This window comes from Bradyrhizobium amphicarpaeae, assembly GCF_002266435.3.
Taxonomy (GTDB): Bacteria; Pseudomonadota; Alphaproteobacteria; order Rhizobiales; family Xanthobacteraceae; genus Bradyrhizobium; species Bradyrhizobium amphicarpaeae.
This window is the reverse complement of the sequence record NZ_CP029426.2, coordinates 1679105-1698185: the sequence shown is the minus strand read 5'-3', so window position 1 is coordinate 1698185 and position 19081 is coordinate 1679105. Positions and strand designations below refer to the sequence as shown.

3 protein-coding genes are annotated in these 19081 nt (G+C 61.8%); 1 reads left to right on the top strand and 2 read right to left on the bottom strand.

Annotated features, from left to right (window positions below; all coding sequences use genetic code 11):
* Positions 1-21: 21 nt before the first annotated feature.
* Positions 22-13107 carry a beta strand repeat-containing protein gene (locus tag CIT40_RS08105; protein ID WP_155525990.1) on the bottom strand — a complete coding sequence of 4362 codons (13086 nt, stop codon included), beginning with the start codon at positions 13105-13107 and terminating at the stop codon, positions 22-24.
* A 959-nt stretch (positions 13108-14066) separates the two neighbouring features.
* Here CIT40_RS08105 and CIT40_RS08100 point away from each other — a divergent pair.
* Positions 14067-14204, top strand: coding sequence for a hypothetical protein (locus CIT40_RS08100; protein WP_155525989.1), 138 nt, complete (start codon positions 14067-14069; stop codon positions 14202-14204).
* Between the two features lie 809 nt (positions 14205-15013).
* Here the strand turns inward: CIT40_RS08100 and CIT40_RS08095 are convergent.
* Positions 15014-19042 (bottom strand): non-ribosomal peptide synthetase, encoded by a 4029-nt coding sequence (locus tag CIT40_RS08095; protein ID WP_094892786.1) that lies wholly within the window; start codon positions 19040-19042, stop codon positions 15014-15016.
* Positions 19043-19081: the final 39 nt, after the last annotated feature.

Sequence of the window (19081 nt, the reverse complement as noted above, 5' to 3'; positions counted from 1 at the left end):
TGCCCCGAATCCGGTGCCCCCTCAGCTCAGAAGGAAGTTGCCGTTGTGCAGAGTGCCCGTCGCATTCTGCAGGCTCACATCCATATCGCTCGTTCCATCGCCATTGATATCGATCTGAAGTAGATCGTTGCCCGGTCCGAAATTCTGAAGATGGGCCGAAGCCTGGTTGCCGCCTAGCAAGGCTGCCCCATCCACGTACTCGATGTGACCGCCCGCGACGCTGATACCCGAGAACGTGAAGCTGTCATTGCCGGCGTCGAAATTGTGAATGGTATCGGCAGCACCGGCGGCTGAATCTGCGGTGCTGACGAAGCGGAAGTTGTCATGGCCCGCGCTGGCGAAGATCTCGTCCGCGCCCGCGCCCGCAGTGATGGTCGTGCTACCTGACGTGTTGCCGATCGTGATCCTGTCGAAATTCGCGGCCAGATTGACGTTTTCGACGTCGGTTATCGTGATGTCGTAAACGTTCGCGTTGAAGTTCAACGTGTCGTTTCCGTCACCGAGATCGATCACATTGGCGGGGTTGGCATTCAGCGTCAGAACGTCGTCAGATGCGCTACCGTGGATCAGGTTCACGTTAAAGAGATTGTCGAATGAATTGCTACCTGCTGCAAGGTTCAACACGTTGGCGGTACCGTCACCGAGATTAACCGTCACTCCGGAGACGGTATTGAGAAGCGTGACCGTATCGTCCGACGGATTGAGATTCCCTGTAAAGTCGCTGCCGTTGAGATTTTCCACGCCGCTTATGCTGAGTGAATTGACGCCATTGGCGAGAGACACAAAATCGTTTCCGCCGCCCATGTCGATGGCGATACCATTGACGTTATTCGTCAGGCTGAGCGAATTGTCCCCTGAATTGCCGCTGATGTGCTCGACGCCGATCGCGGCGAACGCAGCGTAGCTTCCGTTGAGGGCGATCGTGTCCTCGCCATCGCCGAGGTCGATCGCGACGCCGTTGGCAGCCGCGATCGCACCGGTGACCGTCAAGATATCGTCGCTCGCGGTTCCGTGCACGTGGTTGACATCATAGATATTCACGAACGAGTTCGCGCCGGCAGCGAGGTACATCGAGTTGTCGCCGTTGCCGAGACTGATGTTCAGACCCGTGACCGTCGTCGACAACGTGAGAACGTCGTTGACGCCGGGTGTCGCACCGAAATCGGATCCGGCGATTGACTCGACGCCAATCAGGCTGAGCGAGTTGGCCCCGCCCGCGAGATTGAGCTGATCATTGCCGCCGCCGAGGTCGACGACCAATCCGCTCGCGGTCGTGACGAGGTTGACGAATTCGTCGCTGCCGGTACCGATCAGGTTTTCGACACCCGTGAGATTGAGCGTGTAACCGTTGCCGAAGGTGCCGTTGAGCAGGACGGTATCGCCCGTCCCCGCACCCAGATTGAGCGCGTGCCCGAAGATGTTGGATCCGACGCGAAGATAATCGTCCCCGGCCGTTCCGAACACGGGCGCCGAGTTGGAGAATTGCTGCGTCGAGAGATCGATCGGGCTCCCCAGCGTCCCCGACGATTGCAACAGGATGCCATCGCTAAACTGCAGAACTTCGACGTTGCTCAGCGTGTCGGTGCCGTCGCGATTCGCGACCGTGTCTTGAACCTGAATTGTCCCTGACGTCGTGACGTTGTATTGCGCTTGCGCACCCGAGAAGATCGCCATGTCGGTACCGGCGCCGCCGTCGATGGCGTCATCGCCGCCCTGGCCGGTGATTCCGTCATTGCCGCCGCCGGCGTTGATGGTGTCGCCACTGCCGCCGCCGAAGAAGAACTCATTGTTCGAGCTGCCGACCAAGAGGTCGACCTGGTTCGAACCCTGGACGCTGTTGACGCCGCCCGTGATGACGTCGGCACCCGCCGCCCCGCTCACATGTCCAGTCGAAAGGTCGACGGACACACCGCCCCCGCTCGCCTGCGAATAGGAGACCCTTGTATTGCCGTTACCTGTGATGGTGTCGTTGCCGAGCAGGCCTTCGAACAGGTTGAAGGTGCCGAACGATCCGGCCGAGGTGACACCAGTGAAGCCGGTGGCATTGTAAGTGTCGTCCAGATTGCTGCCCGTCGCACTGTTGACGCCCACATAGGTGTCGGTCCCGATCGAGCTGCCGCCGGTTGCTGTGCCGGCCTGCAGGTTGACGGTCACGGCATCGGTCGCGCTGGAATAGATGATTCGGGTGTTGCCGTTGCCGGAGATCGTATCGTTGCCGGCCAGGCCTTCGAATTGGTTGAAATTGCCGTTGTTGCCGACGTTGTTGGTCGCGCCGTTCTGGAAGCCGACGGCGCCGAAATTCGTGGCCGTGAAGACGTCGTTGAAGGTGGTGCCCTGGGCCCCCTCGATCCCGCGGAGCGTATCGTTGCCGATCGAGGCGTCTCCGGTCGCGGTGCCTGCCGTGAAGTCGATGGTGACAGGGCCGGTGGAGAAGTAGATGTTGTTGTAGCTGACGACGTCGAAGCCACCGCGGCCGTCGATGAAATCGTCGCCGGCAAGGCCGGTGAACGTCTCAGTCGCCGTGGTGATATTGCTGCCGCGGATGATGTCGTTGTACATCGACGCCATCACGGCGTTGACGCCGCTGAACGTATCGTTGCCCGTGGATGCATCGCCGCTTGCGGTGCCGGCCAGCAGATCAACGACCACCGCGCCAGTTGCGTTGGTGAAGGAAACGCGGGTGTTGCCGTTGCCGGTGATGCTGTCATTGCCTCCCATGCCGATGAATTCGTTGAAGGTCCCGTTGGAACCTGCATTTTGGCTGAGTTGGCTGAAGCCGCCGGCATTGAAGACGTCTGCGGCGTTCGAGCCGCGCACGGATTCGACCGATTTCAGCGTGTCTGTGCCGACCGTCGTGGCATCGCCCGTTACGGTACCCACGGCCAGCTGAACGTTGATGCCGCCGACCGCGGCCGGATCGAGCGCATAGTCCGCCCGGTCGAAGCCGCCTCGGCCGTCGATGAAGTCGTCGCCGGCTCGACCTTCGAAGATTTCCACGGTGCCGGGGCCGTTGGTGCTGCCGAGCAGTTGGTCGGCAAACCCTGAGCCGACAACGCCTCCGAAGCCCGAACCCACCAGGGTGTCGGTGCCGACCGAGCCGTCTCCGACCGCCGAATGGGCCGTCAGATCGACGGTCACGCTGGCCGTTGCGCTGGAGTAGGAGATGCGCGTCGGGAGCGCACCCAGGCTGTTGGTCGCGCTCGTGATGCTGTCGTTACCGCCGCGGCCTTCGAACTCGTTGAAGCCCACATTAGTGCCGGCGATGCCGGTATCGCCAGTAAAGCCGGTCGCGTTGAACGTGTCGGCATAGTCGCTGCCGACGATGGCTTCGATGTTCACCAGCGTGTCGGTGCCGGCGCCCGGACCAGTCACGGAGCCTGCCGCGAGATTTGCAGTAATGCCTCCGGTTGCCGCGACATAGTCGGCGCGGTCGAAGCCGAGACCGCCATCGAGCAGATCATTGCCGTCGAGGCCCTTGAGGCGATCGTTGCCCGCAAGGCCGCTCAGATTGTCCGCGTAAGCGGTGCCGACCAGCGTATTTGCGTTGGCGTCGCCGACGAGATGCACGCCCTGCCCGAGGACGAAGTCGGCAGCCGTGAGGTTCGACAACGTCACGTTCAGCAGCGTGAGGGTGTCGCCATTGCCGAAGTCGATGACCGTGTTCGACCCCTGTTGGGTCGCAAGTGCCTGAATGTCGGCAAGGCTCGAGACACCAGGAACCCCCGTGAGATCGATCTTGTCGGCGTCCGCCTGCAGGAAGTCGACGATGGTGTCGGCGCCGCCGCCGGTGGCATAGACGAAGGTGTCAGCGCCAGTGCCGCCGTTCAGGCTATCGTTGCCGGCACCGCCGCTGAGCAGGTCGTTGCCGCTGTTGCCGAACAGTTGGTCATTGCCGTTGGAACCGGTGATGGTGTCGTCGAAGTTCGAGCCCGAAACGTTGGTCACGCCTCCCGTAATGGTGTCGTGGCCTACCGAGCCGTCGCCGTCCACAGTGCCGTTCGCGAGATTGACGATCACGCCAGAGGTCGCGTTGGCGAACATCAGCTGCGTGCTGCCGTTGCCGGTGATGAGGTCGTTGCCGCCCTGACCCTGGAAGGAATTGAACCCAATGAAGCCTGTCGCGTCGTAAGTGTCGGCATAATTGCTGCCATAGGCGCTGTTGACGCCGGTGAAGCTGTCGTGTCCGACCGAGGCGTTGCCCGTGACCGAGCCCGCGTTCAGGTTGACAGTGACGCCGCCCGTGGCATTCGAGTAGATCAGTCGCGTGTTATTGTTGCCGGTGATCTGGTCGTCACCGCCCAGGCCCTCGAACTGGTTGAAATTGCCGAACGAGCCGGCGTTGGCGCTCGCGCCGCCAAAGCCCGTCGCCACATAAGTGTCGGCGTAGCCGGTGCCCTGAATGCCTTCGACCGAGCGCAGCGTATCCGTTCCGATCGACGCATCACCAGTCGCTGTGCCCGCCGCCATGTCGACGGTGACACCACTCGTGACCGTGCTGAGGCTGTTGTAGATCGCGGTGTCGAAGCCGCCGCGGCCGTCGATATAGTCGTCGCCGCCGAGGCCGGTGAAGTTGTTGTTGAAGCTGCTCCCGAGCAGGGTGTCGGAGAATGTCGAGCCCTGCACCGCATTGACGCCGGTGAAGGTGTCGGTGCCCTCCGTAGCGCCCGTGGCGCTGCCGGAGACCGTGACCGCATTGGTGGTCCCGACCACGCTGGTCTCGAGGTCGACGCTGACGCTCGCGGCCGCAATCTGGTAGTTCAGTCGGGTGGAGCCGTTGCCGATGATGGTGTCGTTGCCGCCGGCGCCGGCGAAGTCGTTGAAGGTTCCGGAGGAACCGACATTGGTCGCCCCGACCTGACCAAACCCGGTCGCGTCGAACGTGTCGTCGAAGTTGGTGCCGCGCGCGGCCTCGACGCTGCGTATCGTGTCGGTGCCGACAGTCGCATCGCCGTTCACCGTGCCCGCGGCGAGGTGAACGTAAATGCCCGACGTGGTCGTCGTGTCTGAATTGTAGGTGACCTGGTCGTAGCCGCCACGGCCGTCGATATAATCGTCACCGCCGCGACCTTCATAGGTCTCGTAAGTGAAGGACGCATTGTCGCTGCCGTAGATCGTGTCGTTATAGGCCGAGCCCCAGATCGTCGAGACATTGGAGAAGGTGTCGTGGCCGACGGAGGCATCGCCATCCGCGGTGCCTGCTCCGATGTCCGCAGTCACCGCGCTGGTTGCTCCCAGATAGGACATCCGGGTCACGACCTGCCCCAGGGCGTTGATGTTGCCGACGACGATGTCGTTGCCGCCGCGCCCTTCGAACTCGCTCTGGCCGGTGGCGACGCCGGGCAGGCCGGTCGAGCCGACGAAGCCGGCCGCGTTGAACGTATCGGCAAAATCGCTGCCGATCACCCCCTCGATGTTGACGAGCGTGTCCGTTCCGACGCCCGCCCCCGAGGCGGTGCCAGCGGCGAGGTTGGCGATGATGCCGCCCGTTGCCGCGGCATAGATCGCCCGGTCGAAGCCAGATCCACCGTCGAGAAGGTCGAGCCCGTCGCCGCCCTCGAGCATGTCGTTACCTCCGAGGGCAACGATCGTGTCGTTGTGTGACGTACCGACCAGCGTATTGGGATTGTCGTCTCCCACGATTGGCGTCCCGAACACGAAGTCGCTCGCGGTGAGACTGCCGAGATTGACGTTCTGCAAATACAGCGTATTGCCGCCCCCGAAGTCGAGGCTCGTGTCTGAACCAATTTGCGTCGCGTGAGCCTGCACGTCGGCAAGGCTGAACACTCCGTTGACGCCGGTCAGATCGATCTTGTCACCATCGCTATGGAGGAAGTCCTGGACATAATCCGCACCATCGCCGGTCGCGTAGATGAAGGTATCGGCACCGGTACCGCCGCTCAGATAGTCGTTCCCGGCACCGCCATCGAGGACATCGCTGCCGGCATTGCCGAACAGGGTGTTGTCGCCATCGCCACTGGTGAGGATGTCATTGAATATCGTGCCCTGAACGGCCCTGACGCCGCCCGTGATCGTGTCATGCCCCACCGACGCATCGCCGTCGACGGTTCCTGCCCCAAGGTTGACGACAACACCACTTGTCGGATTGCCGAATGTGATCTGCGTATCGCCGTTGCCGGTGATGATGTCGTTGCCGGCACCGCCCATGAAGTTGTTGAACGTTCCGTAGACGCTGTTGAAGCCGGTTGCGTCGTAAACGTCGGCAAAGTTGCTGCCGACAACCTGGTTGACGCCGGTGAAGGTGTCATGGCCGACGCTACCGTCACCGCTCGCGGTGCCCGCCGCCAAATTGACCGTCACGCCCGAGGTGGTGGCATTACCATACTGAATTTGAGTGTTGCCATTGCCGATGATCTGATCGTTGCCACCCAGGCCCTGGAATATATTGAAATTGTTGTTCGGGCCGACGAATCCGGTCGCGTCGTAAAGATCGGCGAAATTGCTGCCGTTGACGGCGTTGACGTTGGTGAAGCTATCGTGGCCGACGGACACATCACCCGTGACCGTGCCGGCACTCATGCTGATGGTCACACCCCCCGTAGCGCTGCCGTAGATTAGCCTCGTGCTGCCATTGCCGGTTACGACATCATCGCCGCCAAGGCCTTCGAAATTGTTGGAAGTGCCGTTGTTGCCGACGTTGAGTGCGCCAGCCTGACCAAAGCCTGTCGCATCATAGGTATCGGCAAATATTGTGCCCTGAACGCCCTCGATCGAACGCAGACTATCGGTCCCCGTCGAGGCATCGCCGGTGACCGTGCCGCTCGCCATATTGACGCTGACACCCCCCGTGACGAAGGTCAGGTTGCTGTATTGAGCGGTGTCGAACCCGGCGCCACCGTCGATCTGATCGTTTCCGGCGAGCCCCATAAAGACTTCGCTGGCACTGCTTCCGTTGATGACGTCGCCAAACAGCGATCCCATCACCGCATTGACACCGGTGAAATGATCGGTGCCGACCTGCGCGATGTCGCCGGCCGCGGTACCCTGAGCCGTTCCCAGGGCAAGATCGACCGTCACGCCGTCGAGCGCCAGGGTGTACTGAATCCGGGTCGCGCCATTTCCGCTGATCGTATCGTCGCCGCCCATACCTTCGAAATTATTGAAAGTGCCGAACGAGCCGGCATTGGTGCTCGCGCCGCTGAAACCGGCGGCGCTGTAGGTGTCGGCGAAATTGGTGCCGCGCACGGCCTCGACCGAACGCAACGTGTCGGTACCGACCGAGCTATCACCCGTGACAATGCCGGCAGCGAGGTTGACCGTAATGCCCGATGTCGTCGTCAGGTCGTTATTATAGGACGCAAAATCGTAGCCGCCGCGGCCGTCGATCAGATCATTGCCGCCGCGGGCATCGTATTGCTCGTAAGTTCCATTTGGATTATCGCTTCCGAGCAAGGTGTCGGCATAGGCGGAGCCGACGATGGCATTGACCGCGCTGAACGTATCGTGCCCGACCGAGGCATCGCCATCAGCGGTTCCTGCAGCGATATCGACGGTCACGGCCGCCGTGGCGCTGAGATACGACACGCGTCCAAGAATCTCGCCGGATGCATTGATCGAACCGGTGATGACGTCGTCACCGCCCCTGCCCTCGAACTCGGCAAGGCCAACCGCTGCACCGGGAATGCCGCTGTCGCCGATGAATCCAGCCGCGTTGAACGTGTCTGCAAAATTACTGCCGACCGCGCCCTCGATGTTGACGAGCGTATCCGTGCCGACCCCTGGTCCCGACGCCGTGCCGGCTGTCAGGTTGATGGAGACGCCGCCGGCCGCATCGGTATAGATGGCGCGGTCGAAACCGAGGCCGCCGTCCAGCAGATCGCTACCGCCGAGGCCCTGGAGGCGGTCGTTGCCGCCGAGACCGCTGATAGATTCGGCGTTGGCCGTTCCGACGAGAGTATTGGCGTTGTCGTCGCCGACGATCGGCGCGGCCGGCGTGCCGAACAGGAAATCGCTCGCCGCCAGGCTGCCCAGATTGACGTTCTGAAGCGTGAGGCTGTCACCGGAGCCAAATGTGATGATCGCGTTGGGGCCGCTTTGCACGGCATGCGCTTGCACATCCAGAAGGCTGTAGATGCCATAGACCCCGGTCAGATCGATCTTGTCGTTCTGGCCGTGGACGAAGTCCTGCACCGTGTCGAAACCGCCGCCGCTCGCATAGACAAAGGTGTCCGCACCAGCGCCGCCACTGAGAAAATCGTTGCCGGCGCGACCATCCAGGATGTCGTTCCCGAGGTTACCGGAGAGAGCGTCGTTGCTGACGCTGCCGATGATGGTGTCGTTGAAATTGGAGCCCAGGACGTTGAACACGCCGCCCGTGATGGTGTCGTGGCCGACCGAACCGTCGCCGTCGGCCGTGCCAGCAGTGAGGTTGACGGTCACGCCGGCAGTGGCGTTGTTGTACTGGATCTGCGTCGCGCCGTTGCCCGTGATCTGGTCGTCGCCCCCTTGCCCCTGGAACGAGGTCCCGCTCGGACCGGAGAATCCGGTTGCGTCGAAGATGTCGGCAAAGTTGCTGCCGAGGGCGCTGTTGACGCCGGTGAATGTGTCGTGACCGGTCGAGCCGTCGCCGGTGGCGGTGCCGCCCGCGAGATTGATGGTCACCCCTCCGGTCGCGTTGGCGAAAATCAGGCGCGTGTTGCCGTTCCCGGTGATGACGTCATCACCGCCCAGCCCTTCGAACTGGTTGAAGGTCCCGCTATTGCCGACATTCGCACCCGTCACCCCATAACCGGTCGCATCGTAGGTATCTTGGAAGTTGGTGCCCTGAATGCCCTCGATCGAGCGAAGCGTATCCGTGCCGTTCGAGGCGTCTCCGGTGACGATGCCGGCCGCCATATTGACGGTGATGCTTCCCGTGGTGAAGAAGATGTTGTTGTAGGACGAGACGTCGAAGCCGGCGCGGCCGTCAATATAGTCGTTGCCGGCAAGGCCGGTGAAGGTGTCGTTGGTCGCCCCGCCCAGCAGCGTGTCGTCGAACATCGAGGCCTGGACAGCGTTGACGCCGGTGAAATGATCGGTTCCGACCGATGAATCGCCGGTGGCAATGCCGGTGACGAAATCGACCTGGACTCCGCCCGTCGCGTTGTTGAAACCGAGCCGCGTGAAGCCGTTGCCGGTGATCAAGTCGTCGCCGCCATTGCCGGTGAACTCGTTGAACGTTCCGTTCGAGCCGGCATTGACGCTGCCAGAGCCAAAGCCGGCGGCATTGTAGGTATCGGCGAAGTTGGTGCCTCGGATTGCCTCGATCCCGCGCAACGTATCGGTTCCGACGGTCGAATCGCCGGTGACAGAACCGGCGGCGAGATTGACCGTAATTCCCGTCGTGGTGTTCGAATCGACGTTGTAGTCCACGCGGTCGTAGCCACCGCGACCGTCGATGTAGTCGTTGCCCGCAAAGCCCGAGTACACCTCTGCGGTGAACATCGGGTTGTTGCTGCCCAGTATCGTGTCGCTAAACGCGGAGCCCCAGACGCCGTTGAAGCCGGACCCGACGAGCGTGTCGTGGCCCACCGACGCATCGCCCTGTGCGTAGCCGGCGGCGAGATCCACCGTGACCGCGCCGGTGGCGCTGACATAGGAGACGCGCGTCAGCTCAGCGCCCTGGCTGTTGGTGTTGCTGATGATGGTGTCGTCGCCGCCCCTGCCTTCAAACTCGTTGTAGCCGACAGGGCTACCCGGGACCCGAGCATCGCCGGTGAAGCCAGCCCCGTTGAATGTGTCGGCAAAGTCGCTGCCAACGGCTGCTTCGATGTTGACGAGGGTGTCCGTCCCCACGCCAGCGCCGGACGCCGTTCCGGCCGCGAGGTTGATCGTGACGCCGCCGGTGGCGTCGGTGTAGATGGCGCGGTCGAAGCCCGGGCCACCGTCGAGAATATCGTCGCCTGATCCGCCGCCGAGATAGTCCTTGCCGGCCCCGCCGAAGAGGATGTCGTTTCCGTCGCCACCGCTGATGCGGTCATTACCATCCTGGCCGTCGATCAGATCGTTGCCGCCTCCGCCCGAAAGCACGTCGTCGCCGAGCGAGCCGAACAAGGCGTTCCCAACCGGCGTCAGCACGGCATTCGTAACCTCAGTGTCGAGATTGTCGACAAAACGGTCCGTAAGCTGATTGATCGATTGTTGATCCGAAAAATCGGTCGCAGCGAGTTGGTCGGCCGCCGCGCCTTGAGCGACCTGACCGGCCTGTGCCAATTCAGTGACGTTCGTGGCCGACTGAATGCTGTCGTTGGCAGCAGCAACGACCTCGATCACCGTCGCGGCGGCCGCTGCATCGACGCCGGAGGATGTGACGACGCTCTGAACCGTATCCGAAGAGGCCAGATCGAAGACGGGCGCGCCGGGGCCGCTCTGAGACGCCGTAATTGCGCTCGCAATGGATGTAATGACCGCGCCCGTCTCCACGCCGACGGCCGACACCTGGGCGACGGTGCTTTGCACCTGGATGGCTGCCGCGAGTATCGCGGTCGCGGTGGCATCGTTGTTTACCGCATCGGGCACCGGGTCGAACGACCTCAGGTCGACGCCTCCGGTGAGATCGAGATTGAAGGCGGCCGCCACGGCGCTCATGGCCTGATCCGCCGTCAGCGGGTGCTCGTCATTTGCCGTGCTGTCGACCAGCGCGGCGATCAACGTCGTCAGCGGAGTGATGACCGTGGAGCCCTCCGGCGCCCTCAGGAAGCCGGCGACCTGCAGCCCCGTCGAGATATCGACGCCGCCGATACTCACGAGCGGACCGGATCCACCCGCCAGCGTAAAGCTGCCGTCAGCCCGCGTCGTCGTGTGCGCCTCGCCTTCGTCAAGTATTCCGTTGTTGTTGGCATCAGCAAATACGGTCGCGCCGCCGATATAGCCGTCGATATCCAGCGCGTTGATCTCGTTGGCACCGGACGTCACGGTCAGTTGAAGGGAGCCCGTGCTCACGGCCTGATGAACACCGTCATCGGAGATGGCGGTGACGTGCAGGGTGAACGGAGCGGGGTTGCCGACTGCTTGGTTCGGGATCAGGACGACGTTCTGGATCGAGTCGCCCGTCACCAGCCAGGTGCCATCGCCGACCGTTGCGCCATTCTGGACCGTGAAGCTCGACGGCACGCCCTCGATCTTCACCGACAAGGTGCTGCTCAGGTCGATCTTGCTCGCTGCGATGTGCAGCGTGATGTTCTGATCGGCCTGACCCGAGGAGTCCTGAACGCTGAGATTTGGCGCATCCTGGGCGCCATGGATATTGAAGCTGATGTTCTTGGTCGTGCCGTCGACAGAGCTGACCGTGAACGTCTCCGTCTTGACGTCGTTGGCGCCGAGATACTGAACGGCCGCATTGCCGACCGAATAGGTGTACTGGCCGTCGGCCTGCAGCGTCACGGTGCCGAGATTCCCGGATGACGTGATCTGGCCGGCCTGGAACGCGCCCTGGTTCTGGTCTGCGTCGCTGATGGTCAGTTGGCCGGATGCCGTCAGCTGGCCGTCCTCGGTGACATCGTGCTGGCTTGGATCGCCAATGGCGGCGGCATCGTTGACGCCATGGATCGTGAACGTCACGTTCTTCGCCGTGCCGTCCACGGCCTTGACGGTGAAGGTCTCGTCGCGGGTCTCGCCCTGGCCCAAATATTGAACGAGGTTGTTGGCGACCGAATAGCTGTAGGCACCGTTGGTGCCGATCGTCAGCGTCCCGAGATTGCCAGTCGATGCGACGATTGTCTGGAACGAATTCTGATTCAAGTCGACATCGCTGATCGACAGCGTGCCGGACGCCGTCAGGACGCCGTCCTCGGTGACGTCGTGCTGACCGAGATTGCCGATCACGGCCGCATCGTTGGTACCCGTGATGTTCACCACGATATTGTGGCTGGCGGTGCCGTCGGCTGAAGTGACCGTCAGGGTGTCGGTGACCTGCTGCCCTGCGGTGAGCGGATTCGACTTCGCGGGATCGAGCGTGTAGGTCCAGGCGCCCGTCGCCGCATTGAAAGTGAAATCGCCGTAGGTTCCTGCCAGCGAGGCCGGGACTGCGAAATGGCCTTGGCCGTTGTCGACGTCGTGCACCGCAAGCTGGCCCGACGCGCTGGGATCGCCGGCCACGGTGCCGGCCTCGGTCACCGAGACATCCTGGCTCCCGGACACCGCGATCGTGGCCGGGTCGTTGCTGCCGGTGACGGTCACCGTGAGCGTCGACGAGCCCGTTCCTCCGTGGTTGTCGGCATTCGTGTAGGTGAACTGCTCGGCCACCTGCTGGCCTTCGGCGAGCGCTTGCACGGACGCGCCGGCATTGTTGAGCGTGTAGGTGTAGGCGCCGGTCGCCTTGGTTACCACCAGCGTTCCATAGCTGCCGACGACGGTGATCGTGGTGCCGTTATCCGTGCCCCCCGCCATAGCCGACACGATGTGGGTATCGCCGGCATCGACGTCCGTGTCGTTTGCGAGCAGATTGCCGCTCGCAACCGTCGTCACGTCCTCCTTGACGGAGGCGATATCCGCGACTGCGACCGGCGCATGATTGGTCGAGCCCTCGATGACGACCTCGATCTTTTCGATCGAGACCACGGCCAGGTCGAAGCTCCTGAACGCGTAGTTTGCGCTACCATAGCGAGCGACGAGTGCCTGGATGGCGGCGAGATCGGACCTGAACGAGGCCGAATTCGCGAACTCTTGCGTAACGACAAGACGGAGCGTGTCCTGGCCCTTGCCGCCATCGTAGACATCGACAGAGCCCACGTTTTCCGAAACGCGGTACACCAGAATGTCGTTTCCGTTGCCGCCGCTGACGATGTCGGTACCGGCGCCGCCGTCGATGATATCGTCGCCGTTGTCGCCGGAGATCAGGTCGTTGCCCGCTCCACCGAGCAGCGTATCGTTGCCGCTGCCGCCGAGAATGATGTCGTTACCGGTGCCGCCGTCCACCGTGTCATTGCCATTGCCGGCGTCGATGATGTCGTTGCCCGCGCCGGCATTGATGTTGTCGTTGCCGTTGCCGCCCTGAATGAGATCATTGCCCGCTCCGGCGCCTACGGTATCGTCGCCATTCTTCGCATTGATGACGTCGGCCGAGCTGGTGCCAGCGATCTGATCGTTTGCATTGGTGCCGTTGATGATCATGGCGGTTCATCTTTCTCGATGGGCAATGGGTATTGTTCGCGAGCGCGCGGCAGCGGCTTCGCGTCGTGCAAATGGAGAGATGTTCAATCGTCGAAAGCGGAACGCGATATCGACGCGACGCGTGGCATCATGCGGTCGCTCATGGCGAGCCCCCTCCCTTAACCTTCTTGATTTTTTTCAAGTTTCGCCGTCAGCCCAACGGCGCGAGTTTGAAATGACGTGATCTTGTTATTGTTCGACGCCTTGCGTCGTTGCTCGGCGTCGCCCGAATTCTCGAAGTCGATATTCCCAGCCGTCGAAAGAACTTTTCTGACAATTGCAAATTGTTTCCACTGTTACGTCGCTGCGTCAAGACAGCAGAGTTGCTAACCTTAAGCAGGGTGAGAGCGAAGTGGTGCAGTTGCGAAGGGTCGGCCGTCCACTTGCCATCTCGTTCGATTCACGAGGTAAACCTCGCCATGGAATAGCGCCGGCTCATCCGGACGCATGACCCGAATGGGTCATTTGGGACCCGGTGATGCCTCCTCTGCCGGGACTTATCCCGTTAGACTTTAGTCGATGGCAATTTTTCAGGAGAAATAGGCAAGACGGCTTGCTTCGACCGCCTCCTTGCGGAGCATTCCGGGCCGGGAAGCGCGTTTGAGAGCCCCAGGTTCGGTGGCGGGGCTGCTGCAAGACATACAAGGGCGGCTCGCCGGCTGTAACGATTGTCTTGGGCTCGGCGGAGGGGGACTGCTCTCGAGGACCCAATAGAATAGACAGCCATGATGGTCGAAGATCATCGATCGGCTTGGCGAAGCCGCCGTAAACCCGAATGTGCGGCGCGCCATCATGGATGACATCTGCAGGGCGGTCGGAGCGTCAGCGGCCATACTCCAGAGCGACATCATGCTCCCGGACGTTCCGCGCACGGAATCGATCGCCGAAGCGACCGATTCCATTTCGGGAATAACTGGCATTTGCGGGACCCGCGCGCCAAGGGTTTTCCGCGGATGATGGACGGTGAGGTCGTGACCGACCTCGGTGTGATGAGCCCAGAGCAGATTTGCGCCGATCCCATGTACAACGAGCTGCTGTTTCCATCCGGCTACCGCTGATTCGCGGGCATCGGCTTCTGGGCAGACAGCGCGGCGTGGGCGTTGACGCTCCAACGAACCGGCCGCGAAGGCACATTCGAGGCACGCGACAAGCAACGGTTGGCCCAATTGGCGCCGCGCCTGACCGCGACGCTGGCGACAGCGATTGGAAGGGTCGCGCTGACCTCGATGACGGACGTCCTGGACCAGGTTCGACAACCCGCCTTGGTGCTTAATCGCGACGGAATGGTGCTGCGCACGAACGCGCGATGGCAGCCGCAAGAACGGTGCGCGCACGGGACGGTCGCGACAAGCGATAGGTTAAAGCCGGCCGGGCGCGCCGCCCCCAGATGGACTAGGCCGGAAAAACAGTGCTTCCCAAGAAGGCCAGGCGTCCATCGTTGGGAACAGGGAATTTTTCGAAGATTTTGCCGAAGAACAGGCATATCTGGCCGGTTCTGGATGCCGCCAAGGGAAATAGAAGCCCTGTTTGCCTTAGGTTAGGCATCGAAAGGGGCGGTTTCCTAATCGTTCAGATAGCAGGCTGCAAACAGGGAAATAGGAGACCGAAAAGTGCTGGACGTCGAGAAGATCAGGCACAACAGAACGAGTGTGGTTCTTCCCACCGCGCCGCTCGCCACACGACGCCGGGGGACATGGTCCAAAGTCATCGGCCGCGTTGAGATCCCGTGTCACAGCGCCCTCGATAGCGCATCATCTTTTGGCCGGTCTTGGCCTATTTGAGGTCCATGGCCCGCCCCTTAGCGATCGCGGCTGGTGGTGCTTGGTGCGAGTGAAACAGTTCGAGCAGGCGGCGAAAGCCGACATCTCTATCCCGCCGGCAGCAAAATAGCGTCCGAAAACACCTTACCTAGCGACGCTACGTAAGGGCTCTGCAGCATCGAATGATGCGTACCCTGAACAACGGTCTTGTGGATCCGGGGCGCCTGAACGACTCGATCCCAACCATAGAGCCGGTCATCCAGAGGATTTTCCGCCGCCGTGAAAAGTTGGAGAGCGATCGGAATAGCCGCCCCAACGTATTGGCTGCCCGCGCGCTCGCGTGTCCGCGACTGCGCAATCATGTGGCGTACGTCTTCTTCCGTAGATGACCAGGGCAACAAAGCCTTCTCACGACATTCTAGAACCATCGAGCGAAAGTCGGACCGATGCATTCGGCCACCCGTCCGGCTGCCAATGTAGTTCCGCAGGAATACGACGTCTGACGTCTTCGACGGGGATCTCGGCCGCCCGTACGGCGCGTCGATCAATCCCAAGAACTGCACAGTCTCGCTTTCATCGACGAGCTGCCTTGCGATCTCGTAGGCCAGTATTCCGCCGAACGACCAGCCTGCCAGGCGGTACGGCCCGCACGGGTGAATGGACCGTATTGTCCGGACCAAGCCCCTCGCGATCGCCTCGATCGTGCGTGCCGATGCCGCCGCTACTTGGCCTATTGTCAAACCATACACAGGAAAACCGCCGCGAAGGTGTCGGGTGAGGATCGGACCATAGATCATCTGATTAAAGAGATCCGGCGCGAGGAATAGCGGAGCGCCACTTCCTTCTGCACGAAGAGTAATTGCAGCGCCGTCGCTGGTGCGGCCATCGGAGCCAGCCTCCTCGCCTACGAGCAGCGCTATTGTCGGGCTTGCGAACAGCTTGGCCAGTGAGATCTCGGTGCCACGACGACTCAATTCATTGACGACACGCACGGCCAAGAGCGAGTGGCCGCCAAGCTCGAAAAAATTGTCGTCACGTCCGACGCGATCGATCTCCAGGAACTCGCTCCAAGTCTGCGCCAACATCGTCTCCAGCTTGCCGCGCGGGGGCTCGTAGGCGCGGGATGTACGCGAATGGCCTGACGGCGCGGGCAAGCTGCTCCGGTCCAGTTTCCCGTTGAGGGTCAGCGGCAGCGCATCGAGCACAACAAAGGTTGACGGCACCATATAGTCCGGCAAGTGCCGCTGGAGATGAGTTCGTAAGTCGTCCGACAACGTGCCCATCGCTCGCGGACGGCTCTCGCGCTCTCTGTGCCGCTTTACGGATGTCCCGCGGTTTTCCACCACATAGGCCACCAGGCGAGGATCATCGGCGCGATCTTCGCGCGCGACGACCACCGCCTGCCGTACCGACGCATGGCCCATCAATGCTGCCTCGATTTCACCAAGTTCAATGCGATAGCCCCGCAGCTTCACCTGAAAATCGTTTCGTCCGAGATACTCGATACTTCCCTCTGGCAACAACCGCCCCAAGTCGCCGGTCCGATACATCCGCGCGTCAGGGTCGGTCGCGAAAGGCTCGGTGACAAACCGCTCCCCGGTCAACTCGGGGCGATTAAGATAACCGCGCGCCACCCCCGTGCCGGCGATATAAATCTCTCCGACGACTCCGATCGGGACAGGAGCACGGTGTTCGTCGAGGACATAGATCCTCGTGTTCGAGATGGGTCGGCCGATCGGGACGACGGTCGACGGATGCGCCGGCTGCTTGATCGCGTGAGCCGACGACCAAATTGTTGTCTCGGTAGGTCCATAAACGTTCCAGCATGCCGAGGTTCGCCGAAGCAATTGGTCGGCAAGATCGGCCGTCAAGGCCTCGCCGCCACACAGCGCGCGGAGACGGGGCTCTCCCACCCAACCGCTCTCGATCAGGGCCCGCCAGCTCGCGGGAGTTGCCTGCAAGACCGTGATCTGCTCCCGCAGCAGCAGATCCATCATCCGTCGTGGATCGCTGCTCGTCTTACGGTCGGCGATGACAACTCTGGCGCCGACAAGCAACGGCATCAGCAACTCGAGGCCCGCGATATCGAACGCTACGGTGGTCACCGACAGCAGGCGATCAGCCGGATTCATACCGACGAGCTCACTCATCGATGTCAGGAGATTCACCAGCGACCGATGCTCGACCATGACGCCTTTGGGCCGTCCGGTGGAACCTGACGTGTAGATGACATAGGCGAGACTTTCCGGTCGCAGTCCGATCGCGGCGGGGGAAATATTGCGCTCGGGACCATTCGTCCAAAGCGCCTCATTGGCGAGATCAATCAGCGGGAGGTCTCCCGTATGGCCCGCCAGGATTCGCATAGTCTCCGCATCCGACAGTATTGCGCGGGGCGCACAGTCTGCCAGCATGTCCGCCAAACGCCTGATCGGAAAGGTCGGATCCATCGGGACGTAAGCCCCACCCGCCTTGAGCACCGCGAGCAGAGCAACCAACATCTCGACACCGCGCTGGGCGCAAATCGCCACGCGATCATCCGGCTTGACGCCAAGTCCGCGCAGATGGTGCGCGAGGCGGTTCGATCGCATGTTCAGCTCACGATACGTCAGCTGGTTCGCTTCGCCAACGACTGCAACCGCATGCGGTGTGCGCCCCACCTGCTCCACAAACAACTCGCCGACGCACTTCTCAGCAGGGTAGTCCGCCGCTGTTGCGTTCCACTCGGTGATCAGATGACTGTGCTCGCGCGCATTCAGGAGCTTAAGCTCCGAGACGCGCACGTCGGGACCGGCAACGATTGCGCTCAACAAATTCCCGAAGTGTCCCACGATACGTACGATGGTATCGTCATCGAACAAGTCCGACGCATACTCGAACCATCCGCGTACGCCGGAGGAGGTCTCGTACAAGGTCAATGACAGGTCGAACCTTGTCGTGACGTGCTCCGTGGCAACCTGACTCACTCGCAGCCCTGGAAGATCCAGCTGCGCCGGGGGGACGTTCAGCAGGATCAAGGCGACCTGGAACAGCGGCAGGCGGGACAAATCACGATGAGGCTGCAGTGCCTCCACTACTTTTTCGAGCGGCACATCCTGGTTCTCATAAGCGGAAAGTGTCGTTTCCTTCACGCGCTGCAGCAAATCGCGGAAGCTGGGATCGTCAGACACATCCGTGCGCATGACGAGCATGTTCACGAAGCAACCGACCATGGCCTCCAGCTCCGGAAGCCCACGACCGGCGAAGGGAGAGCCAATGAGGATATCTCGTTGCCCGCTATAGCGCACCAGCAGCACCGAAAATGCCGCCAAGAACACCATATAAGGTGTCGCCTTCTCTCGACGCGCGAGACCGCGCAGGTCCGATGAAAGCTGTGGCGTCAGGCTAAAGCCGCGGCTTGCACCTCGAAAACTCTGTATCTGTGGCCGCGCGCGATAGGTCGGCAGCGCCAGTGCCTGCGGCGCGCCCGCAAGCTGCCGCTTCCAGTATTCCAACTGCCGCGTCTGCACTTCGCCACCAAGCCATTCGCGTTGCCAAAGCGCGTAATCCGCGTATTGAACCGGCAAGCTCTCGAGAGGCGATACTTGTCTCGCCACCCGGGCTGCATACAGCGCTGTAATCTCGGCAAACATCACGCCAATCGACCAGGCATCCGATATGATGTGATGCATGTTGACGAGCACGATATGCTGGTTCTTGCTCAATCGAAGTAGTGTGACGCGGAATAGCGGCCCGGCCGACAAGTCGAACAAGCGCCGTCCATCCTCCGACATCAAACGTCCGGTCTCCGCCCGCCGCTCGTCGTCTCCAAGCGTGGAAAGATCGACCGTGTCGAGGTGGAAGGCTCCGGCTTGGTCGACCACCTGAAACCCGCGACCGTCCACTGTCTCGAACCTGGTGCGGAGGCTTTCGTGACGTCGCACCACATCTCCGAAACTCTGCTCCAGGGCCGCAGCATCCAGCGTCCCTTCGAGTTTCAGCATCCAGGGCATGTTGTAAGCAGCGCCGACGAGCCCGAGCTGTTCAAGGAACCATAGCCCTTCCTGCGCGTGGGACAGCGGCACGCGACTGCCAGGCGAGCGCACTGTCAGTGGCGGCGGATTCGGCAGTTCGAGGGGGGCGGAGGAGATATCCGACATCGGGCGCGACTCACGTCTATCATCCTAACGAGGGGGGCT

Excerpts from the sequence above, each read along its gene's own strand:
- CIT40_RS08105 (WP_155525990.1), bottom strand. The coding sequence starts at position 13,107 with ATGATCATCAACGGCACCAATGCAAACGATCAGATCGCTGGCACCAGC.
- CIT40_RS08095 (WP_094892786.1), bottom strand. The coding sequence starts at position 19,042 with ATGTCGGATATCTCCTCCGCCCCCCTCGAACTGCCGAATCCGCCGCCA.